The organism is Bradyrhizobium sp. ORS 375 (assembly GCF_000239775.1).
Classification (GTDB): domain Bacteria; phylum Pseudomonadota; class Alphaproteobacteria; order Rhizobiales; family Xanthobacteraceae; genus Bradyrhizobium.
On the sequence record NZ_CAFI01000470.1, the window covers coordinates 1 to 21,867 of the forward strand.

The window sequence follows — 21,867 nt, forward strand, 5'->3', positions numbered from 1 at the left end:
TCCACCTGATCGTGCTGCTCGCGCTGAATGATGACGGCCGCCCGGCCTACGACACCAGGCACGCCGCGATCCTGGCCTCGCTCGGCTGCCCGGTGTTCGCCTGCACGCCGCACCAGTTTCCGGAGCTGATGGCCACCGCACTCAAGCGCCAGGACATCTGGTCGTGGGCCGCCGCGCAGGACATCAAGCTGGTGCGGCCGGAGGACGGCGATCAGGGGCTGTGAATGAAGCGCCTCGTTCTCTCGTGCATCCTCTGGCTCGGACGCTATGCGGTGCTGCCGCTGGTGACGCTGGCCGGCGGACTGCTGTTCCTCTGGCTGCTGGTGCTGGACGGCTACACGCGGGTTGCGCTCGTCACCGCGCCCGTCATGTTCTGCGTGGTGGCGGCCGCGGTCGCGCTGGCGCTCGGGATCCTGTTCGTGCCGGCCCGGCGCGAGCGAAGCAACGTGCTGGACGAAGCCGTGGCTCCGGCACTCTGGCGGATCTGGCGAGAACTCGATCCGTCCTTCGCCAAGTCGAGGCGCACGCTGCGGTTCGACGCAGAATTCAACGCGTCGATCAGCGAGACGCGTGGCTTTGCCGGCCTGTTCGGGCGGCATGTCACGATGACCGTGGGATTGCCGCTCCTGATGGTTCTCGATGAGCGCGCGGTACGCGCTATCATTGCGCATGAAGTGGCGCATGCGGAGCTGCAGCACATCACGGGCGGCCGCAACCTGCATGACTTCCTGCAGGCCTGTGAGAACGTGCTTCATTACGCGAATCCCGACCGCACCATCACCGGTCGTCTTGCCGGGGTGCTGCTGCGCTCGCTGCTGACATGGCTGAACAGCGAGTATCTCGCGCTGTCGCGCCGAAACGAGTTGGCCGCCGACAGCCGCGCAGCAGACCGGGCGGGACATACCGAGATGACCCGCTCGCTGGTGATGATCGCCGGGGGCACGACGCGTCTTGACGATCTGGTGTTCACTCCTCTGCAGGCCGATATGCTGGGCGCCATCCATGTGCCGGCCCCGCCGTTGCAGCGGATAGCCGCCCGACTTGCGGAGATTCGCGATGATCGCGAGTTGGTCGCCGCAACGACGAGGACAGTGCAGGGCGAGACGGACGATCCGGATGCCACGCACCCGCCGTTCGGCCAACGGCTTGCCAATCTTGGCCATGCCGCCATCCCCGCCGTCGATCCGATCGAGGCTCCCGCCATCGGCCAGTTGCTGGCGCCGGACGCGGCCCGGACTTTTGCGGCGAAGCTCGATGCAGACTGGCGCAGGACGGCCGAGAGGTGGCTCCGGGTCGGCGGGTGACAATCGACCGCCCCCGAGGGGCGTGCCGCCAGTGGAACTCGGCGCGAAGGCATGCTATAAGGCGGCCGTGCACGATCTCCGAGACCCTTCGGTACAGCGCGCGCAGCTCAAGGTCGATGTCCAGGCCGACGAGCCGGACTGGACACCTGCGCGACGGGACCTATGGCGGCGCATCGCCGGGCATGATTTCGAACCGGCCACGCTGTTCAACTTCACACAACGTCTGGCTCGCGACCACGGCTGGAGCCTCGACGAGGCCCGCGCCGCGATCGACGCCTATCGCCGGTTCTGCTTTCTCGCGATGGTCTCGCCGACGCCGGTGACGCCGAGCGAGGTGGTCGACGAGGTCTGGCACCAGCACCTGATCTATTCGCGCGATTATTGGACGATCTGGTGCGGCGAACGGCTGCAGGCCCCGCTGCATCACGACCCGACTCCGGGCGGCCCTGAGGCACAGATGACCTACCGCCGCCAGTATGCCGAGACGCTGGCGCTGCACGAACGCTTCTTCGGGCCGCCCAGCCCCGATCTGTGGCCGGCGACACACATCCGTTTCGCCGGCCCGCGTTATCACGTCACCGACCGCAATCACTGGCTCATCCTGCCGCGGCCTCGCGCATGGCTGCGGCGGCTACTCAGGAGATGACTATGGCGCTCAACCCGTTCGACTGGACGGCCGGCCCATTCCTACTCGTCTACATCGTTCTCGCTGCCATCATTTTCCTCAAGGGCTTCGCGCTTCGCGGCACGATCGGCCCTGCCGCTGCCACGCCTCAGCCTGCCTTGAACGAGCTGGAGCTGGCCTATCTCGCCGGCGGCGCGCCACGCCTCGGCGACACCGTGTTGCTCGGTCTGGCTGCGAAGAATGCAGCGACGTTCACGGCGCGCGACCACAAGATCACGGTGACCGATCAGGCGCCGCTGATGGGGCTCATGGACCGTCCGCCGCGGCTTGCGCTCCACCCGGAGATGACCCGGCAGGAATTCCAGGACGCGCTGGCGCCGCTCACCACGCGCATTCAGGCGCGGCTGGAGGCGCTCGGCTATGCACCGACCGGCAGCCAGATGACGGCGTTCCGCAAGTCCGTGTTGCCGTTCGTGGGCGCGCTCGTCCTGTTCGGACTCATCAAGGTCGTCGTCGGCGCGTCGCGGCAACATGACGTCGGCTTTCTCATGATCCTGCTCGGTCTCACGGCGCTGGGCGCCGCGGTGCTGGCACGGCCGCCGACGCGAACGAACGCCGGCAATGACGTGCTGCGGAGCTATCAGGCGACGCATGCCCGCGCAGCCCGCGCGCCGCGTGAGCACGAATTGCTGCTGGCCGTCGCTCTGACAGGCGCGGCCGTGCTGTCCGGCACGGCCTACGCCTCCGTGCTGGCAACATCCAAGGCGCTGAGCAGCAGCGGCGGAGGTGGTTGCGGCGGAGGTGGTTGCAGCGGCGGCGGATGCGGAGGTGGCGGCGGAGGCGGGTGCGGCGGCTGCAGCTGACAATCACTCGCTCTGCGCCGGATACAACGCCAAACACTTTTCTGCTCCCGCTGGACGCGGCATCATGGCGCCCATGAACGACGCAGCACAGCGCGCGCCGCGCGGCATCGGCCATTCGACCAATCTCGTGGGACGCCCCTCGGAGTGGCTGGCAAGTTGCGCCTTCAACGACAGCGCGGTGCCGCTTCACATCTGGGGCGTCACCGAGATGAACCCCAGCCTGTTCACGATGCTCGACCAGGCGGAGGACCTGACCGAGGCCGGTCAGGCGTTCTCGAGCTACATGATGGCGATGTTCGGCCTCGATCCGGAGCAGCGGACCGGGCAGCGGCGTTTCCGCTCCTCGTTCCTGCGGCTGATCCAGGGCTGGGGCTTCGACAGCAACGGCCCTGAGGGCGCGGTGCTCAAAGGCTGGGTCGAGAGCCGGTTCGGCCTCGGTCCTTCCTACCACAAAGAGATCATCGAGCGCGTGGCGAGCCGGGCCTGGGCCATTTATGTCGAAGAGAAGATGTCGAGCCGCTTCCACAACAACGCGATCTGGGTGCAGCTCGACCTGCTGTTCGAGTTCTGCCAATGGGCGATCCGCCGCTTCGCCTTCCCGGACGACACGCATCTGACGCTCTTTCGCGGCATCAACTCGTTCGACGAACACTGGATCGTGGAGCGGCCGACGCGGCGCGAGGCGGTGATGCGGCTCAACAATCTCGTGTCGTTCTCCACCGATCGCGACACCGCGGGCTGCTTCGGCGACATGATCCTCACCGCACGGATTCCCGTCAGCAAGGTCGTGTTCTTCAACAGCCTCTTGGCGTCGCACGCGCTGAAGGGCGAAGGCGAATATCTCGTCATCGGCGGCGACACGCGCGTGAGCGTGGATTATGTGTGAGCAGGCTCTGCACGAGCGCGCCTGATGCCCGCGATCGCACGAGGAGACGAGCCGTGACGACACGCCAAACGACGCGCGACGGAGACCGGCCTGGTGTGCCCGAGCAGGTCCGCCAGATCGAGCTTGCCGAAGACGTTCGGATCGCGGCGATCGGAATTGGCCACCCGGTCGCTCGCTACTATCGCGACGGCATCATGATCGGCTCCCCCGAGGAGCTGGAGAGCACCGTGGTGGCTGTCATCGAGCGATTGTTGAACGAAAGCGCCTGAGACTCTCGCCCGCGCCTCTCAAAGCGCTCAATCGTTCTTCGCCAACGCCTCGCGCAACGCGTCCGTCAGCCGCGCGAGCTCAGGCTCGGAGCCGATCGTGATACGCAGATAGTCCGCGATGCGCGGCGCGGTGAAGTGGCGGACCAGCACCGCGCGCTCGCGCAAGGCGGCCGCCAACGCCTGGCCGGAGCGGTCCGGATGCCGGGCGAACACGAAGTTGGCGCTGGACGGCAGCACCTCAAAGCCGAGCCGCACCAGAGCGGCGGTGAGATCGGCGCGATTGCGCATGATCTCGGCGCGCGCCTGCTGAAAGTGAGCCTCGTCCTCGAGCGAGGCGATGGCGCCGGCCTGGGCGGGACGTCCCAGCGGATAGGAGTTGAAGCTGTCCTTGACCCGCGTCAGGCCCTCGATCAGCCCGGCATCGCCGATCGCATAGCCGACGCGCAGCCCCGCCAGCGCGCGCGACTTCGACATGGTCTGCACCACCAGCAGATTCGGATAGTCGCGGATCAGCGGGATCGCCGTCTCGGCGCCGAAATCGACATAGGCCTCGTCGATCACGACGGCAGCGTCGCTGCGCGCCGCCACCAGCCGCGCGATCTCCGCGCGCGACAGCGCAATGCCGGTCGGCGCGTTCGGATTGGCCACGATGACGGGACCGCTGCGGTCGAGGTAGTCATCGACGCGGACGCGCATCTCGGCATCAAGCGGAACGGTCGCGTAGTCGATCCCGAGCAGTCGGCAATAGACCGGGTAGAAGCTGTAGGTCACGTCCGGGAACAGCAACGGCGCGCGCTGCTTCAACAGCGCAGCGAACGTATGGGCGAGCACCTCGTCGGAGCCGTTGCCGACGAACACCTGCTCGGGCGCGACCTTGTGATAGGCCGCCAGCACCTCGCGCAGCCGCGTCGCCTGCGGATCGGGATAGAGCCGCAACGTATCGGCCGCCGCAGCCTGGATCGCCCGGATTGCGTTCGGCGACGGCCCGAACGGACTCTCATTGGTGTTGAGCTTGACGAGACCCGGGATCTGCGGCTGCTCGCCCGGCACATAGGGCGACAGTCCGTGCGTAAGCTCTGACCAGAACCGGCTCAAGACCAACCTCCTGCGGCCCCGTCGCATGTCCGGCCGGACATCGATCGGTGCGGATGGGATCGGGAATTCAAAAAGTGGGATGTCATCGGCAAATGGCGCGCCCGGAACGATTCGAACGTCCGACCCTCAGATTCGTAGTATGAATTTTGCGCTTTCCGACCGCACGCGGCGGTGCCTCGCCACACTCTCGCCCTCGCAATAATATACTGATCTGTCATACACTTTCGCGTCGTGGCGTAGTTTGGCGTTGTTCGACCTCGATGATTCTCATCCAGGACTTCCCCAGACTAAACCCAGACTAAAACTGGTGAAAGTACCCATGGCTGACCAACGTGAGATTCTCACCGATAAGAGCATTGCGCGTCTTTCCGCGGCAGAGAAGCAATACAAGGTGCGCGACAGCGAGCTACCGGGATTCTTCGTCCTCGTCGGCAAGCGTCGGAAAACATTCATGGCCCAGGGTGAGTTCTGGCGCGATGGCGTTCGTGAATTCACGGCCCAGGTAAAGCTCGGTGAATTTGGCGACTTAACCACGCGACAAGCGCGAGCCGGAGCCAAGGAAGCACTCGGGTTGATCGCCAAGGGCCAACGTCCTGGCGAAGCTCCGACGATTAAGCGCGGCTCAATAACGCTTCGGCAGGCCTGGGAGCGCTATCGAGATGCGCATATGGAACGTAAGGGTCGAAGTTCGGGAACCATTGAAAATTATCGAGATCACATGGAGCGGTTGTTCAAGGACTGGCTCGACAATCCATTGGCTCGGCTTGGCCGGCAGCCGAACCTAGTTATTGAACGCCATGACAAGATCACGAAGGAAAATGGCCCATACATTGCCAATGGAGCTCTACGCAGTCTGCGAGCCGTCTACAACCACGCCCGGAAAGGCAACCCTGACCTTCCTGCCGCTAATCCAGTCTCCGCCATCGATTGGAACAAGGAGCGCCGACGCAATACGGGTATGGGACCGAACGACATCGGTACTTGGCTTAAGGAGCTTCACGCTCTGGACAACCCTTTAAGGCGAGAATTTCACCTTCTGACCCTTCTTAGCGGATCACGACCAACAGCGCTTAAAGCTGTCCGCTTCGAGCACATCGATTGGCGAGGACGGCTCGTCCACATCCCGAAGCCCAAAGGTGGTGAGGAGAAGGCATTTGATATTCCGCTATCGCGGCCGATGATCCGCTGCATCATCCGCGCGATCAAGTGGGGTCGGGTCATGTATCCCGAGCGACGGTCTTCTTTGTTGTTTCCGGCCGATAGCAAAGAAGGACACCTCGTCGAGCACAAGGAGAACAGAAATGTCCTCTCCAAATGGGGCAACGATCTGCGGCAGAGCTACCGCACGCTCGCGCAAGCGGCCGGTGTTTCAGAGCTCGATATTCATCTGCTCATGAACCATTCGCTCTCCGGCGTGAACGCCGGGTACATCACGCGTGATCGTTTGCTGAGGGATCACCTGCGCCACCAGCAGCAACGAATATCGGACTTGGTTGTTCATGGCCTTCAAGTGAAGCGTGATACGCCCCTCGCGCGATGGCTCAGAAGCGCGCGTGTCGACGAAACCGCCGGTTAGCCTAAACGAGGCGTCACGTCTGTAACGCTGTCGACGCTCTATTGCGGGCTGCCTAAACCCACCTTTGATGGCAAGCCCAGAGCTCCGATCGCAAACTAGGCTGCACCCGGCCTCGGGGCTTGGATGCCGAAATGCCACTTGGCTCGGAACCGGAGCCCCGGCATACAAAAACGTTGCATTGGCCCGCCATCTCACTTGCCAATCTTGACAGGGTCCGAAAACAGCGAGACGAGAGGTGCATTTCGTGCAATAATTGTTCAATTATGGATCTTGATCACGCCGCTTGCTACCGTGCGATCGCGACAAGAGATGTCCGGTTTGACGGTCGCCTTTTTATCGGAGTGCAGACCACGGGCATATACTGCCGGCCGATCTGCCCTGCGCGCACACCAAAAATCGATAACGTCATATTCTTCCGCTCCGCGGCAGAGGCGCAGGAAGCCAAATTCCGGCCTTGCTTACGATGTCGCCCTGAAACTGCGCCAGATTTTGGCGCCTGGCGAGGAACTGCTAACACGGTCTCGCGTGCCCTGTCGCTGATTGAAGCTGGCGCGCTCGACTCCGCAAGCATAGGCGATCTTGCTAACCGGCTGGGTGTTGGCGAACGCCAGCTTCGTCGGTTGTTCGATAAGCATCTCGGAGCATCGCCCATAACGGTTGCGCAGACTCGTAGAGTATTGCTTGCGAAGCAGCTCATTCATGACACGCAACTTTCCATGACTGACGTGGCCCTGGCCGCTGGGTTCGGCAGTGTGCGTCAATTTAACGAAGTGTTTCAGAGACTCTACGGACGCCCTCCTAGTTCACTTCGCCGTGCCAAGCCACCTGTCTCGGCGGTCCCCGCTGCCACCGAAATTACGCTTCGTCTCAGTTATAGGCCGCCATATGATTGGGACGGCATCCTCCACTATCTCAAGACCTTCGCAATTCCTGAGGTTGAACTAGTTGACGGGCTTGCCTATTGCCGGTCGATCGATGTCGACGGGGCGGTGGGGTACATTGATGTCCGTCCATCGAGTGAACACTCCTTGGAAGCCGTTGTGCAGACCCCGCGCCTCGCGGCGCTGCCGGCCATCCTCATGCGCCTTCGGCGCGTCTTCGATCTCTCTGCTGACCCGGAACCTATATCGCGCCACCTCGCGCAGGACCCATTGCTCGCTCCTCTCGTAGCGGCACGGCCAGGGTTACGTGTTCCGGGTGCGTGGGATGGGTTCGAGTTCGCTGTTAGAATACTCCTCGGCGAGGGGAATGGCGCGTACCCGGCAGGGACAAGTATAAGGAACCTTGTGAACACCTATGGCAATTCTCTACCTGTGACAGTATCGGGCAGAAATGGCCTAAAACGGATATTCCCCCGTCCCGCGGTGCTCGCGACTGCCGATCTCACCCTACCAGGCATATCCAGCGCCAGGGCATCGGCTATCGCAGCACTAGCGCAGATGGTATCCCGAGGCAGGGATCCATTCAGGGCAGGGCAAAGTCTCGACGACGCGATTGCCCAACTTAAGGAAGTTCCGGAAATCGATGACGCCACTGCACAATACATCGCTATGCGGCAATTTCGCGAGCCTGATGCCTTCCCTCCGGCGGTCGAGGAATTTGCGCAGTTGTGTGGCCGGGAGCACGCACCTATCCGCCACCTTTCGACGTGTATCGAATCCTGGCGACCGTGGCGGGCCTATGCTGCGCAGTATTTTTGGCACGCGCAGAACGTTTCCGACGTCGAGCAACGGGCAGTCGATCCAGGACTGCCGCGTCGGCCGCCCTGCCTGCCTGTTAACGACCCTCTGCAGGCGTGACCAAAGGCCCCTGCCTTTCAACAGACCGCACCACCTTGGAACGGCCCCTTGCCTCGATCATTCAGGGGTGCTTCCGCTTGTTCGTGAAGCGATAGCCGAATTATAGCTCCAGGTTTGGGGTGAATTGTGAATTAATTGAGATCGGAACCCTAATCGCATCTTCTGCGGACAGTGAGCGGCATCAGAAATTGACATAGGCGTCCGCTTTCCGCGAGAAGCAATATAGCAACGCGGCTACTATTTACCCATATCCGGATGGCTTAGGGGCGCCAACACACTCACGGCATCCAGATTAGCGCGCCATCCCTCCGATAAATGTCGGCTATGGAGGTGGGCTATGATCCGCGCAGCTAACAGCTCGAGCGACTGCGATCCTGGCTCTACGACTTTGGCCAGATTTCTCACACAAGCAGTGGAGGCTTACGGTTCTCGACCTGCTGTCGTTTGGAATGATCGAACACTCAGTTTTGCCGACTTGCTGCACGAGAGCGCGAGCGTCGCAAACGGCTTATCCGAGCTAGGCATCGGGCGGGGGGACCGAGTTGCCATCTGGATGCCCAACGCGCCGGCTTGGCTGGCACTGCACTTTGCGTCTGCAATGCTCGGCGCTATCCTCGTGGCGATCAATCCGCGATTTCGCAGCCACGAAGTCGAAGATATTATCGGGCGATCTGGCTCAAGACTGCTCGTGATATGGCCCAACTTCGGAGGTGTCGACTTTATAGGCATGCTAGACGAAATGGATCCCCATCTGCTGGGGCCTATCGAATACGTTGTGCTTTACGGAGAGGGCAGCGTAGATGTGGTTGGCGACCGCCTTCGTAAGCGGGTGGTGTCATATGCCGAGCTTGCAATGGCCGCGCCTACCGCCATTGATCACGGCAGCTCAGTCATTGGATCCAACATTTTTACGACGTCCGGCACGACGAGCGCCCCAAAATTCGTCCTTCATAGCCAACAGGCGATCGTCGCACACGCGTCGTCGGTTGCTAAGGCCGCCTCTTACTCGCCTGACATCGTCCACTTGCTGTCCTTGCCGCTATGCGGAATTTTTGGATTCGTTCAAGCAATGGCTGCCCTCGCGTCGGGCTCCTGTTTAGTGATGCAGGCGAGCTTCGACATCAAAGGTGCGGCCGAGCTTATTCGGGCGAACAACGTGACGACACTATGCGCCTCGGACGAGATGCTGGCTCGTCTATTCGCAGCATCGGCGGAACAAGTTCCGTTCCCTTCGCTCAGGTGGGCCTGCTTTGGAAGCTTTTCCCCCGAACTCTCGGACCTGCCGTCCCAGCTCGCGGAGAGAGGTGTGCGACTAGTTAGCGTCTACGGCTCAAGCGAAATGCAGGCGATATTTGCGCATCAGCAAGTAGGGGCGGAGCTGCCTGTGAGAGCCGTGCCTGGGGGCCATTTGGTGGCACCGACCGCTCAAGTTCGCGTTCGCGATATCTCCACAGGAGATTTGGTGGGGCACAGCACTGCTGGGGAGCTCGAAGTAAAGGGACCCAGCCTTATGCTCGGTTATTTCGGCGATGATAATGCAACTGCACAGGCGTTTACTTCGGACGGCTTTTTTCGCACCGGCGACCTCGGTCGAGTGCTGCCGGATGGCAGCCTCGTCTTCATGGGACGAATGCGAGACGTCCTTCGCTTGGGAGGATATCTGGTCGCTCCGGCAGAGATCGAATCGTATATTCAGCGTCATCGATCGGTTGAGGCGTGCCAGGTAGTCGATGTGGCCGGACCGTCGGGTACAGTAGCGGTTGCTTTCGTAACGCTCCGGCCAAATGAGCGCTTTAGCGCAGCCGCGCTAGAAGAGTTTTGCAGCGAAAGACTGGCCAAGTTCAAGGTCCCACGCTCATTCTTTTGCATTGACGCGTTCCCGGTGGCTGTGGGGCCGAACGGCACTAAGGTGCAACGCACGAAGCTGCGTGAAATCGCAGCCCAGAGGATTGCCGCGAATCGATAGCAGACGCTGCCCTCGGCCGAAGGATATCAACCGACGCTTATCGAACGTCCAAACCGTCTGGGATCCCGATTCCTAGACGCCTATTGCGTCACGAAGGCGCTGCCACGCGACGACTGGGCGGAGAAACCAGGGATTGCCATAGTACAGGGGGCGCGTCCGAAATTCGAGGCTGTCGTAAGCCGTACGACCCTCGGGATCCTGGAGAACCTTCAGAGCAATTTTACGGCCAAGCCAAGTGGACCGGCCTATTCCCGAACCGCAGCAGCCGAGAGCGTAGTGAACTCCCGCCACCTCACCTAAGTGGGGCAGCATGTCAAACGTATATGCTATGAGACCCGACCACGCGTATTCCGCTCTCACTCCCGCTAACTCTGGAAATACGCGCACCATCGCGGCGTACAGATCGACGCTATTTGCTATTGCTCCATCGCCACTTCTTACGGCGCGCCCCCCAAAAATGAGGCGCGCTCCATCAGGTGAGAGTCGATAGTAATACAGCACCCGGCGCTTCTCTTCCACGAGGCGCCGCCCCGGCATCAAACGCCGCATTTGGCTGCTCGGCAGCGGTTCCGTCGCGATGAGTGCGCTGCTTATGGGAACGATACGCCGGCGAAGATAGCCGCTCAGGCTTCCGGTGTATCCGTTTGTCGCGACAACGACATTCCTCGATCGAATTTGCCCACGAGAGGTGGTAACAAGGTGCATGTTACCAGTTGCGACGATTCTCAGCACAGGCGTGTGCTGGACCAGGGATACGCCAGCTCTCCCAGCGAGATCCACCAATCCCTGATGGTACATGGCGGGCTGGAGGGAGCTATCGCGCTCTAGGAGCATAGCTCCGTGATAGAGGTCGCTGCCGATCTCCGACTGTTGCTCGGTACGTGGTATCATACGCGCCATTATGCCAAATCGCCTTTGGAGAACAGCGGCATGATCTTCCAGGTCGCGGTAGTCGCCGGGTCTCAGAGCAGCGACGAGGCGTCCGACCTCAGCGAGCTCACATTCAATACCCTCATCCTGAATGAATTGTTTCGTATAGGCCAGCGCATCCAAGCTCTCCTCCATGAGAGCCTGGGCCAGTGTATCTCCATAGGATTTGGCAAGTCCTGACAATCCTACCTTTGGAAAACTCGGTCCCAGCATTCCTGAATTGCGCGAGCTAGCGCCAAATCCGAGTTGTCGCGCCTCCAGCACGAGAACGTGGCGCCCCCGCCGGGCCAGCGTTATCGCAGCGACCAAGCCCGTGTAGCCTGATCCGACGACGACGACATCAGCGGTCTTCGGAACGTTGCAATCTTCCTTCTCGACGCAGGGTCGATTGGTCCACCACAGCGGGGCGGAAGTCGCATCGCGGACACATTGCACGTACTGCTGCTGCATCCGTTCAAGCTCCGACTTCGGCTGGAGCCGGCGTCAATATGGCTTCCGGCGGTCGCCAGCGATCGAGTCTCCGAACATCTCCCAGCCAACGAGCAACGTTGCCATAGTCAGAGAGATCCAGTTTCGCCTGATCGGCCCAAAAGAGATAGCCAGCGCAGGATATGTCTGCGATTGTGGGCGAGGAGCCCACGATGAATTTGGCTCTTTCCAAGTGGGCATCGAGCTGCCTCAAAGCATCCGTCGCTCGCCGCCTGTAGAGGGACACGACTGCGGACGGAGGATTCGTCTCGAAGCGCAGAGCGAACCGTAAGTTAGCAACCCCAAGGTTCAACCGGCTCATCTCCCAGAAGAGCCATTCGTTGACCGCCGCTCGGCTACGTCGGTCCGTGCCACCGAACAGGGCCGTTTGTTCGGCTAGATACGACAAGATTGCGTTTGACTGGCTAATGCACAAGTCTCCATGAACCAACACCGGCACCTCGCCAAATCGACTCAGGCGTCGGAATTCCGCGGGGCGACTTTCAGGATCCGAAAATACGTCTACCGTCATATATCGATAACGAAGCCCCGCGAGCTCCAGGAAGAGACACACCTTGTACGAGTGTCCTGAGTCGTGATGGCCAAAGACCGTGTAATCTGCCTGTCCCGTCATAGTCGCTCCTTATCATTCGTTGACTCGCTTCCAAGAAGCCGCGCGACGCTCGCCGAGGCGCTTTACGAAACGTCATTTTGGCAACCCACGCCCCTGCTAGAGCGACACAAGTTCTGGGGAGCTTGACTGATCGTGCCGCTCAGCGGATGAGTCCCGGCTACGGAGGACCGACCTCACAATCGCTTCGGCTCGAAGAGCGACCATGCTAAAGCTTTGGCCATCGCCGATGCCGTGCGAGTGCTCGCAAAGTCCGTTGAGATAGATCCGTACGCGAGACGGTCCGGACAGCGAGAGACTGTAGTCTCGGTTAACTAGGGGCTGTCCCCATTCATTCATCCGGATCGACGAGCGCATGTTCTGCAGGAGCCCCGGCAGGGGATTCACGTGAAAGCCCGTCGCGAGGACTACGGCGTCGCTCGTAATCACTTCAGCAGCGTCGGAATTTACGTCCTTGACAGATAGGCTGATGGCACTAGCCGACGCTTGAACGTGAGACACTGCCCGTCTTGTAAGCAGTGTGATCCGCGGCATCCGTGCTACAGCGTCTTCATAGACTTGCTGGTAGAGAGCCGAGCAGATCTCGGCGTCCAGGCCCGAGTAGTTCGTGCGCACCGTCTCAGCGAACGCAGTAGATTTTCGACTTGGCGGCAAACCATAGAAATAGTCTGTCTCAGGCGGGCAATAGACGGCGTTACTGAATTGGCTCAGGTCGTATAGCTTGAAGCCGGAGGACCTCTGGATACCAATGATCGATGAATTTGGAAACCGCTGACGAAGATCGAATATCGCTTCTCCTGCGCTTTGGCCGGCGCCGATTACGACGATCGATCTGGGCGTTTTTGGCAGGCCCAGGATGCGCCGCTCGTATTCCGACGTATGAAATACGCGATCTCCCATCAGCGACCGAAACACGGTCGGGATTGTCGGCTCTGCCCCGACAGACACAACGAGGTTCGTAGTCGACACAGGTCCGGATCGCGCGTCGACTGAAAGCTCAACCAATTCGTCGCCCTCAAACCGCGGCCTGACCTGCTGTACGGGGTCGCAGTAGCTGACGTTCGCGGCAAGTTGCGCAGCTACCCACTGGACGTAGTCTGACCATTCCTGGCGGCTCGGCGCCCGCCCCAACCGGCCGAAGTCGTAGAGTCGCCCGTTGGTCTTTAGGTAGTTCACGAAGGTGAACTGGCTACGAGGGTCGCGCGGTGTCGCGAGATCTCGTAGAAAATGATGATTGATGTCGCTGCCGGCCAAAATGAAGTTAGGGTGCCAAGCGCTCGACGTCCTCGCCTCGAAGAACCTCGAAGTGAGCCCAGTGGGGTCCCTGTTATCCCCACACTCCTCGATCGCAGCGGCAAGCGCTATGCCGGACGGCCCAAACCCCACGCAAGCTAGATCTACTCGCTTCTGACCAGGCACGGCGTCCATCACGACCTCCGATGTGTTGCTTTAATAGGCAGGCCTTCCTCACGCACCGCAATATCAGCCCGAGAGCTTAGGAGTGCTCTTCTAGAGTTCTCGCAGTACATCTGGGGGCTGCCTACCTGTAAAATCCGACAGGGCTTAATTTCCGCTAGTCGCGGTAGGTTTGGAGCCCGTGGCGCGGCGGATCGATTTCAGCCAAGAGGAGTCGCTCCCGGCCGCGAGGCGAAATCGCAACATCAAGGAGGGGCTTCTATATGCAGGCCGAGACGCAGAGCGACTTCCAATCGATATGTTGCGTAGATCCGCTAGTTGGAGGATCTGCATCACCCCCGCACGTGCAGCCAATCTATGCGACATCGACATTCGTCTATCCGCCAGCGGAAGAGGCGATGGAGATATTCGCAGAGCTGAAGGAGCGGCCGCACCTCTACAACCGCTGGGGAACACCGAATACCACTCTCGTAGAACGGAAGATCGCGGCTCTCGAGGGCCATCGCCTCTCGGAGAACGGGAAGCCCTTGCAACTTGAGGCCGTCCTTTTCAGCTCGGGAATGGCCGCCGTGTCGTCGTTGTTCCTATCGCTAGGCCTTAAGCCCGGTGACCATGTCCTGACGCAAGGAAACATCTACGGGACCACAACCGAGTTCCTGGATGCAATGCTTGCGCCTCTCGACGTCCGAATATTATACGGCGAATTGCACGACATTGAATGGGTAGAACGGCAGCTCCGGTCGCGTGGGCCGGTTCGTCTCATCTATCTTGAGACGCCGACAAACGCGACAGCCCGATGCTACGACATCGCTCAGTTAGCTCAGATCGCACACCGATACGGCGCAAAGTGCGCGGTGGATAGCACTTTGGGGACGCCCTTCCTCCAGCAGCCGTTTGCCTACGGCGCGGACTTCGTCGTCCATTCCGCAACGAAATTCCTGAACGGCCACTCGAATTCGCTGACGGGGGTTGTCGTTGGTCGCGACGCCGACTTTGTTAAAAACGAAGTCTGGAAGATGCGCAAACTGCTTGGTGGCTGCGCTGGCTCGTTTGATGCTTGGTTGCTCAACATGGGGCTCAAGACGCTCCCTCTACGCATGGAGAAGCATTGCCAAAACGCTATGCGAATTGCCACGGCTTTGGAGGAGCATAGTGCAATACGCCGTGTTAGCTACCTTGGTCTGGACGCGCATCCCGATCATCGCATCGCCGCGCGCCAGATGCGAGCCTTCGGGGGCGTCCTCTCCATTGAAGTCGCCGGCGGCCTCGAAGCTGCAGTACGTGTCCTGAAAAATGTGCGTTGCTGCACGGTCACCGCAACGCTTGGCGCGATGGACACCCTGATCCAGCATCCCGCGACCATGACGCACGTTAAGGTCCCAAGAGAGCAGAGGGCGGCTCACGGTATCACGGACGGCCTGCTTCGGCTCTCGGTCGGCATTGAGGATCCAGAGACAATCATAGCCGACCTTCGGCAAGCTTTGGAGGCGCGCTAGAGTGCTGCGCTCTCGGCCTTGGGTACCTCTCATTCCGTGAGTTGCGACCGGGCGCGCGGACTCGGAGATCACAAAGCTGTTGCGACAGCCAACCAGGATGGGAGAGCTCGAGCATGGATATCATTTCAGTGCCTGGTTCACAAATCATACAAGTGGCCAGAGCTGCAGCCGCGCGTCGTGGTGTTGCGTTTCTTTGTTTTGGAGAGAGTGACGTCAGTAGTCCCGCATCGGCCCAAGCGGCGTTGAAAAGAGCACTTGATGAGGGGGATACCAAGTACCCGGACGTCCGCGGAATCCCAGAGCTTCGCGAAGCCATCGCATCGTATTTGACGGCTCTCCACGCGCGAGAGGTCCCTGAAGATCGGGTACAAGTTGTTGCCTCGGGAATGGCGGCAATATCCGTTGCGCTGGCGTTTACGGTCCGCGCCGGAGACCGCGTCCTTGTGCATGGCCCGGTATGGCCCAATATCCTGAACGCGGCTCGACTCCGGCAGGCGCAAGTGACGCAGGTCGCGTTGCGAACTGATGGATCCGGCAAATTTATGTTAGACATGGATGAACTCTCCTCGGCCCTGCCCGGGCATCGGGTATTCATCCTGAACTCGCCGAACAATCCGACGGGGTGGACGGCTACGCGCGAAGAGCTACAGGAGATCCTGGCACTTTGCCGACGTCACGATGTTTGGCTGATCTCCGACGAGGTCTATTCGCGGCTAGTTTACTCTGGCGCACATGCGGCGCCATCGCTTCTGGATATAATCTCGGGCGATGACCGCGTGGTGGTGTGTAACAGCTTTAGTAAGACCTGGGCTATGACCGGCTGGCGTGTAGGCTGGCTCGTCTTGCCCAGAGGCCTGAGGGATCCTGTCGCGAACGTCGTCGAGGTGATTCACTCTGGTGTAGCCCCATTCTCCCAGCGTGGCGCGCTCGCCGCAATAGCCGACCATAGCTTCGTGCGCGGGTTCCAACGGCATTGTGCCGCCGGCAGATCGCTGACGGCGGACGCGCTCAGTGGATTGGAGAGGATCGGCTATGCCGTCCCGGATGGGAGCTTCTTCGCCTTCATTCGCGTCGACGGGATGAAGAACAGCTTAGAATTCGCGCTGACCCTAGTCGAGAAGCACGGGATCGCCGTTGCCCCGGGAAGCGCCTTCGGTTCGACCGGTGAGGGGTATATCCGGATTTGCTTTGGGCTTGAGCGCGCGCGTCTAAGTCATGCGCTGTCGCGGCTTCGGACCGCTTTAGAACGTGTTCGATGATCGCGACCTGGGAGCTAAGCTCAATTGAGCCGCCGGTTCGTTGAGCTCGCACCCGCAATCTAATTCTGGCGCCTCTCCGTCCAGCGCCGCGGGGAGGCGGTAAGGTCTCTGAGAGGAAAAATTTCTTGCGCGGCAAAGGCATGATCGCGTCCGAAAACCGCCAGAAGTAAAGGGTGCTAGCCGTTAAGGCAGGTGACCGACGGAAGGGCCGGCGGCGGATAGGAGATCTACCCCTCATGAGATCGGAGAATGCCTACGGGGTCCTGTACGGCATGGCAGCCGTCTTTATATGGTCCGCGTTCATTATCGTGTCCCGTTTCGGCGTTCGGACACATCTCTCGCCATGGGATATTGTTGCAATCCGATTCACGGTGGCCGGGGCCGTAGTGTTGCCCTACCTTATCCGGAAAGGACTTGCGGTCGATGTGCTCGGCTGGTCTGGCTTCGCCGCGATCGTCATCGGCTGTGGTGCTCCCTGCGTTTTGCTTGTCAATGCCGGGCTGTTGTTCGCGCCGGCAGCCCACGCAGGCGCACTGTACCCCGGTGGAGCGCCCTTGATGGTTGCTATTCTTGCGATTGTCTTTCTCAACGAGGTACCATCCCCATCAAAAACGATCGGGCTATCGCTAATCGTCCTAGGGGCGCTTTGCCTAGTGTTTGGGAACGGCGGTTCTATCGGCACGCAGCAAAACCTCGGCCAATCGCTCTTTCTGGCTGCTGCGCTCGTCTGGGGTGGCTACACGATTGCGATGCGCAAGGCTCAGATTGATGGCTTGCACGCTGCGGCCATTGCAGCTGTCGTATCGTTGGTTCTGTACCTACCCCCCTATCTTTACTTCGACGGACTGCGCGTCCTTTCAGTGCCGGCGGGAGAATTGGCGCTCCAAGCTGTCGTACAGGGTGTGCTAACGGCCATCGTCGCCCTGCTACTTTATGGACGAACTGTGCGCATTCTTGGTGCTACCCGCGCCGCGGCATTTGTCGCCCTCACCCCCGTTGTTACCGCGATATTCTCCATTCCCATCCTCGGCGAGTGGCCGTCCTTAGCCGATTGGGTATCCATCGCGATTATTTCTAGCGGCGTATACGTCGTGGGCGGCGGTCGATTGCCCACGAAAATCGCAAAAACTGGTGCGACATAGCATCCATCGTGCTTTGCGAGTATGGAGTGCCGAATAAGCGCTGACGCCCGCGATTACACCAAAAACCCTTGGGAGCAGAACGGTAATACGTAGCGATCGCACTGGCGCGCGTGGCTCTGGGTAGGGCACTATACATCGGAAATCTGGTTGAACCGCATGGCTTCAACAACTGCTTGCGTTATCGTCTGTGCGCCTAGGCGGAGACGCGCGTCCTGAAGGTGATACAGAACGGTGCGCTCCGAGATCCCTAGTATGGTCCCCGTCTCTGACATCGTCTTTCCTCGAGCCGACCATGTGAGGCATTGTCGTTGCCTAAGGGTTAATGGAGGCGCCACGGCTGAGCTCTGCCTGCTTCGACTCATCGCGAATCGAGCATGAAGCTGGACGGCGGTCAGGTGAATTGCGGCGAACGCGGTTTGTATCTCGAACCTCGTCGGACCGTCAGTAGTCTTCCCCACGAATATCACCGCGGCAAACTTGCTGTTCCCAACATATACAGGGACGGCAAGACCGTTCTGAATTCCATACCGAGCGACTTCTTGCGTAAAGCGATCGCCTGGATTCAGTCGGAGCGTGGCTTCTTCCGAGTTTCCCCAAAAGAATGGCATGCGCACGTTGCGTGCATGTTGGACAATAGGATCCACATCGCTCAGCTTCCCATCAACGTAGAGCTTAACGAGCGGCTCTGGATATGACGAAATAAGTTGGGGGTCCCCTCCGGTAATGCGCAGGTAAGCGAACCATCCGAAGCCAAGGGTTCTTGTAAGTTGCACTGCGACACGCCGAAGGTCTTCGACCGTATTTTCCAATGGAATCATATCCCAAATATCTTCCAACGCAGACGGTATATTCAGGCTCATCCCCGCACCTCGGCGCTGATTTAGCGTGCTCTGTCGACATCGCATCGCGTCGCGATGATCCAACCTATACCACGATACCCTAAGGTTGTAATTATACTATGTTGTCTCCTGTAGGTGCGCGCTCAATCTCTCGTGTCTTTTTCTCCACGCTTCAATGGCTGCCGCCGATTGATTCGTTCATTGGTAGTTCAGCCGCGAGGTTCGCTTATCGCCCGCTGATAGATTGTGCCGGGATCATTCTCCAACGATGGCCCTGAAGGCGTCGCCCCGCTGAGAAGCTGAGCAATCCGAATGGTGACTGCCAACTTTGCTTAAGAATGTATTGCAGGACCGCTTCGGGGTCATGGTACCCAACGTTTCGCCAGGCAACAGCGAGCGCGCGAGCTGCAATGTAGCTCGTCTCAAAATAGGGGCCCGCCGACCTCCCAAGCACTTGTCGCGCTCGCTGACGCAACTTCGACGTCTGCTGGTCTATCAGCATGCCCGACTGTGGCTCAAGGAACGCGACAGAGCAACGAGAGGCAAGATCTGTTTCCGGGAATAGGCAGGATGCGAAGCAGTCGTCGGACATTAGTATCTGGCCGGGTGACGCTGACCGAAGTGCACCGGCGAACAGCTTCTTCGCGAAGTCCTGGGGTCCTAGGATCATCAACACGTCGCCCGTTTCGACGGTTACCGGAAGCCGGCGAGGTGGATCTTCGCTAAAGTATAAGGCGGTAAGCCTTCGGCAGCATGGCGTGAGCCGCCGCACAAGGCGTGCAGCCAAGCGCGCTCCATAGGTGCCCGTCTGGCTCAGCAGAAGAGTGGGCCGCGCCAATTCGGCTGCCGCAACTGCAAGGCACTCCGACTGTTCGTCATCCGTCCCGAAGAGCTGCACTGTAGTTGTCGACGTCGGTGTGCAAAGGTCCGGTGCAGACGTTCCCGGCGCCAAGAAGACGATCCCTTGATCGCCGTAGACACGGCTAGCGGCTATCGCAGCTGGCGTACTAAAATGACCGATAACGTATTTGATTCCCCTTGCGGCGACTTCGCCAGCGACTTCCTGAGCTCGCCTCCCGCAGCGCTGGTCGTCATAATAGGAGATATGAACCGAGGTCCTTTCGTCACTTAGCCCAAGCTCGATAGCGGTCTGGAGGTCTGCGTAGTGCGGACCATCGGTGCCGCAGACTGCGAGGGAGGGCGCCGTCTGGGCTTCCGCTTCGGCTGACTCACGTTGGGCAGTGGCGAGAGCTTCCATATCGAATGTCACCGCCCTCTCCCTTCGCGGTCGTGAAATATGCCTGGCGTCGACGCTACCCGCCTAGGACGTACCTAGTCTCTGACTGGGGAGTGTCGGAGCGCTCACTCTCTCGAATTTGAAACAGTCCATCGGGAATCGGTCTAGGGCTGCTCTCAGGAACCAGATCCAACCGATTCACATCGGCGCCTGTAAGTGCCCAGAAAAGGCGCCGAGCATCGATCGGCATCAGAGGGAAGGCCGCTTGAGAAAACGCCTTCAATGCAAAAGCAAGATCGTGAACATTGGAACTGGGCGTACAAAGCTCCGCACGAATGAACCGAAGAAAGTGACGGAGATCTTCGGCCGCTTGCCTTAAATGGAAGCGGTCCAACGAGAGGCTACCGAGGATTCGGGTGACCGCCGCCGATGCGGCGTTACGTGCTCCCGATGACGCTTCGCTCTCCCGCATACGACCTCTCGAGAGCCTGTCATACGCGTGATAGACCTCTTGCCAGGGCTGCGACAGTGCTGCGTCAATCTGCGCAACCATCTCGGACTCGCTAAAATTGGCCCGCTCGAATCCTGGAGAGTTGAGAAACGTGTGAAATCTGATGAGGTCGGTCGAGTGGCGAGATGCCAAATCGCGTGCCCACACAACGTGATTTCGGCTCGTCGAAAACTTGCTATGGTCGAGGCTATAGAATTCGTTTGTAATGGACCCGAACGGTAGCCAGTCGCTCTCTCCGCCGGCGATGAGCAGCGCGGCGTGAACAATTGCGTAGAAATATGTGTTGTCAAAGCCTAGGAAGTTCACAACATTTGGCAGGTGGGATCCGTCTCGCACGCGGCGCTTGTGATCTAGCAGCTGATGCACGACCAGTTCGGGCCAGGCGTTGATGACTTGTCCCGGAAAGTCACTGTGTGCCATGGGAATCCCCCAGCTGCCTTCGACCGTAATGGGGAAGTCAGGCAGCGGCGCTGAAAGCGCATCGGCAACGAGCCATCCGTACCGCGGGCGGTATCGCCCAGTGCTTCGATAGAAGTCGCGAATGCCCTCGCGAAAGCGTTCCATCTCGAGTACTAGTAAGGGGACCATCCGCACTTCCAGCCGACGGCTCCCGGTCACCGTATCGCGAGGCGCGATGATGCTTCTGGCATCGCACAAGAAGCCGCACGACTCGCAGATGCCGCACTTGCACTCGTCGAGACACTTGGGGCAATGTCCAGACACCCCTGCCTCGTCCAGAGGCGTGCCTCGATCGAGCGAGAAGAAGGTCGGAAATTCCTTTCGTACCAGGATGCCCCGCCGATACAGCTCCAGAAAGAACTGGCGCACCTGCTCGCACTCGACAGCATTTGGCATCGAGAAATCGGCTACGTCAATTTGGTAAAGCGCCATAGTGTGGCGAATGTCGTCCGAATACTGACGGGCAAGGTCGTAAGGCTTTATCCGCTGACGCTCAGCCGTAACGCGGACATACGACTGATTCACGTCGCTGAAAGTCGTATATGCGCAACGCACGCCACGTAGCTTGAGATTTCGCGAGAATGCATCTGCCGCAAGATAGGGGCCGCTGAGGTGGCCCACATGAAGCCCGCCATTCGGCGTGGGGGGTGGAACGGTCACGATCCAATCGTTGCTGCGCATTGCGACGTCCTTTCTGGTCCACCTTTATTGCGAGGTTCCGCCGAGGTCCCAATATATGTCCACCATCACAAACAGATCCGGGCCCGGGTTGCGCAGAGCGTGTCTCGCGCCTCTTGGAATGTATGCTACGTCGCTCGGGCTGAGCTCAGTCGCTGCACCGTCGACTTCCAAGGTCACGCGCCCGCCAATGACGATGAACGTTTCTTCTTCGTCGTGATCGTGGAGCTCTACGTGCTTGCCCGGCTCTAGTGTGACGATCATGCAGCCGAATTCAGTCAACGGACGTTTGGTATTTGCGACTGTGCCCCACGGAAACAGTCGACGGATCCTGCAGTTGTACTCGTCGGTGTAGCCACTATCCGCGCCACGGCGCACAAGCCGCTCTATACCGTTCTCTTCGGGCATCTTACTCGCT

General features: G+C 60.0%; 18 protein-coding genes, 1 tRNA gene and 1 pseudogene. 12 read left to right on the forward strand and 8 right to left on the reverse strand.

Translation table 11 applies throughout. The features are described from left to right. The 6 genes and pseudogenes from BRAO375_RS32110 to BRAO375_RS36775 form a co-directional block, all read left to right on the forward strand. A pseudogene (locus BRAO375_RS32110) lies at positions 1 to 224 on the forward strand (hypothetical protein); the annotation flags it as partial. Next, positions 225 to 1,304, forward strand: coding sequence for a M48 family metallopeptidase (locus BRAO375_RS36770; RefSeq protein WP_009031598.1), 1,080 nt, complete (start codon positions 225 to 227; stop codon positions 1,302 to 1,304). 31 nt (positions 1,305 to 1,335) lie between these two features. Next, positions 1,336 to 1,950 (forward strand): glycine-rich domain-containing protein, encoded by a 615-nt coding sequence (locus BRAO375_RS32120; RefSeq protein ID WP_244423392.1) that lies wholly within the window; start codon positions 1,336 to 1,338, stop codon positions 1,948 to 1,950. Positions 1,951 to 1,952: 2 nt separating this feature from the next. Continuing rightward, on the forward strand, positions 1,953 to 2,792 hold the full coding sequence (locus tag BRAO375_RS32125) for a TIGR04222 domain-containing membrane protein (protein ID WP_139031520.1): 840 nt from the start codon (positions 1,953 to 1,955) through the stop codon (positions 2,790 to 2,792). 64 nt (positions 2,793 to 2,856) lie between these two features. Beyond that, positions 2,857 to 3,678, forward strand: a complete 822-nt coding sequence (locus tag BRAO375_RS32130) for an NAD(+)--dinitrogen-reductase ADP-D-ribosyltransferase (RefSeq protein ID WP_502688997.1) — start codon at positions 2,857 to 2,859, stop codon at positions 3,676 to 3,678. A 53-nt stretch (positions 3,679 to 3,731) separates the two neighbouring features. After that, a complete protein-coding gene (locus BRAO375_RS36775) occupies positions 3,732 to 3,947 on the forward strand; it encodes a cobaltochelatase CobT-related protein (protein WP_244423394.1) in 216 nt (71 codons plus the stop codon). Between the two features lie 27 nt (positions 3,948 to 3,974). Here the strand turns inward: BRAO375_RS36775 and hisC are convergent, their stop codons facing one another. Both hisC and BRAO375_RS38275 read right to left on the reverse strand, forming a co-directional pair. Continuing rightward, complete coding sequence (gene hisC, locus BRAO375_RS32135; protein ID WP_009031602.1) at positions 3,975 to 5,042, reverse strand: histidinol-phosphate transaminase; 1,068 nt, start codon at positions 5,040 to 5,042, stop codon at positions 3,975 to 3,977. 93 nt (positions 5,043 to 5,135) lie between these two features. Beyond that, positions 5,136 to 5,209: transfer RNA gene (locus BRAO375_RS38275), tRNA-Arg, on the reverse strand. 152 nt (positions 5,210 to 5,361) lie between these two features. Here BRAO375_RS38275 and BRAO375_RS32140 point away from each other — a divergent pair. The 3 genes from BRAO375_RS32140 (at position 5,362) to BRAO375_RS32145 (ending at position 10,383) form a co-directional block, all read left to right on the forward strand. Continuing rightward, positions 5,362 to 6,618, forward strand: a complete 1,257-nt coding sequence (locus BRAO375_RS32140) for an integrase family protein (protein WP_035643292.1) — start codon at positions 5,362 to 5,364, stop codon at positions 6,616 to 6,618. Positions 6,619 to 6,881: 263 nt separating this feature from the next. After that, positions 6,882 to 8,417, forward strand: a complete 1,536-nt coding sequence (locus tag BRAO375_RS38975; protein WP_083842579.1) for a bifunctional transcriptional activator/DNA repair enzyme AdaA — start codon at positions 6,882 to 6,884, stop codon at positions 8,415 to 8,417. 337 nt (positions 8,418 to 8,754) lie between these two features. Next, entirely contained in the window at positions 8,755 to 10,383 is a 1,629-nt protein-coding gene (locus BRAO375_RS32145; RefSeq protein ID WP_009031605.1) for an AMP-binding protein, read from the forward strand. Between the two features lie 72 nt (positions 10,384 to 10,455). Here BRAO375_RS32145 and BRAO375_RS35805 read toward each other — a convergent pair whose 3' ends face one another. The 3 genes from BRAO375_RS35805 to BRAO375_RS32160 all read right to left on the reverse strand — a co-directional run bounded on the left by BRAO375_RS35805 (position 10,456) and on the right by BRAO375_RS32160 (position 13,840). Further along, entirely contained in the window at positions 10,456 to 11,763 is a 1,308-nt protein-coding gene (locus tag BRAO375_RS35805; RefSeq protein WP_009031606.1) for an NAD(P)/FAD-dependent oxidoreductase, read from the reverse strand. Positions 11,764 to 11,767: 4 nt separating this feature from the next. Beyond that, complete coding sequence (locus BRAO375_RS39075) at positions 11,768 to 12,415, reverse strand: glutathione S-transferase family protein (protein WP_009031607.1); 648 nt, start codon at positions 12,413 to 12,415, stop codon at positions 11,768 to 11,770. A gap of 96 nt (positions 12,416 to 12,511) precedes the next feature. Beyond that, the gene (locus BRAO375_RS32160; RefSeq protein ID WP_052536177.1) at positions 12,512 to 13,840 is read right to left on the reverse strand and encodes a SidA/IucD/PvdA family monooxygenase; all 1,329 of its coding nucleotides are present in this window, start codon (positions 13,838 to 13,840) and stop codon (positions 12,512 to 12,514) included. Between the two features lie 251 nt (positions 13,841 to 14,091). On the opposite strand from BRAO375_RS32160, the gene BRAO375_RS32165 reads away from it, so the two are divergent. The 3 genes from BRAO375_RS32165 to BRAO375_RS32175 all read left to right on the forward strand — a co-directional run bounded on the left by BRAO375_RS32165 (position 14,092) and on the right by BRAO375_RS32175 (position 17,725). Then, positions 14,092 to 15,324, forward strand: a complete 1,233-nt coding sequence (locus tag BRAO375_RS32165) for a trans-sulfuration enzyme family protein (protein WP_009031609.1) — start codon at positions 14,092 to 14,094, stop codon at positions 15,322 to 15,324. Between the two features lie 113 nt (positions 15,325 to 15,437). Continuing rightward, positions 15,438 to 16,583 (forward strand): pyridoxal phosphate-dependent aminotransferase, encoded by a 1,146-nt coding sequence (locus BRAO375_RS32170; RefSeq protein WP_035643295.1) that lies wholly within the window; start codon positions 15,438 to 15,440, stop codon positions 16,581 to 16,583. A 236-nt stretch (positions 16,584 to 16,819) separates the two neighbouring features. Next, positions 16,820 to 17,725, forward strand: a complete 906-nt coding sequence (locus BRAO375_RS32175) for a DMT family transporter (protein WP_035643297.1) — start codon at positions 16,820 to 16,822, stop codon at positions 17,723 to 17,725. Positions 17,726 to 17,853: 128 nt separating this feature from the next. On the opposite strand, the gene BRAO375_RS39080 is transcribed toward BRAO375_RS32175, so the two are convergent. The 3 genes from BRAO375_RS39080 to BRAO375_RS32195 form a co-directional block, all read right to left on the reverse strand. Further along, positions 17,854 to 18,630 (reverse strand): LuxR family transcriptional regulator, encoded by a 777-nt coding sequence (locus BRAO375_RS39080; protein ID WP_083842580.1) that lies wholly within the window; start codon positions 18,628 to 18,630, stop codon positions 17,854 to 17,856. 1,247 nt (positions 18,631 to 19,877) lie between these two features. After that, positions 19,878 to 21,452, reverse strand: a complete 1,575-nt coding sequence (locus tag BRAO375_RS32190; protein WP_009031614.1) for a class I tRNA ligase family protein — start codon at positions 21,450 to 21,452, stop codon at positions 19,878 to 19,880. Between the two features lie 24 nt (positions 21,453 to 21,476). Continuing rightward, a complete protein-coding gene (locus BRAO375_RS32195) occupies positions 21,477 to 21,857 on the reverse strand; it encodes a cupin domain-containing protein (RefSeq protein WP_009031616.1) in 381 nt (126 codons plus the stop codon). Positions 21,858 to 21,867: the final 10 nt, after the last annotated feature.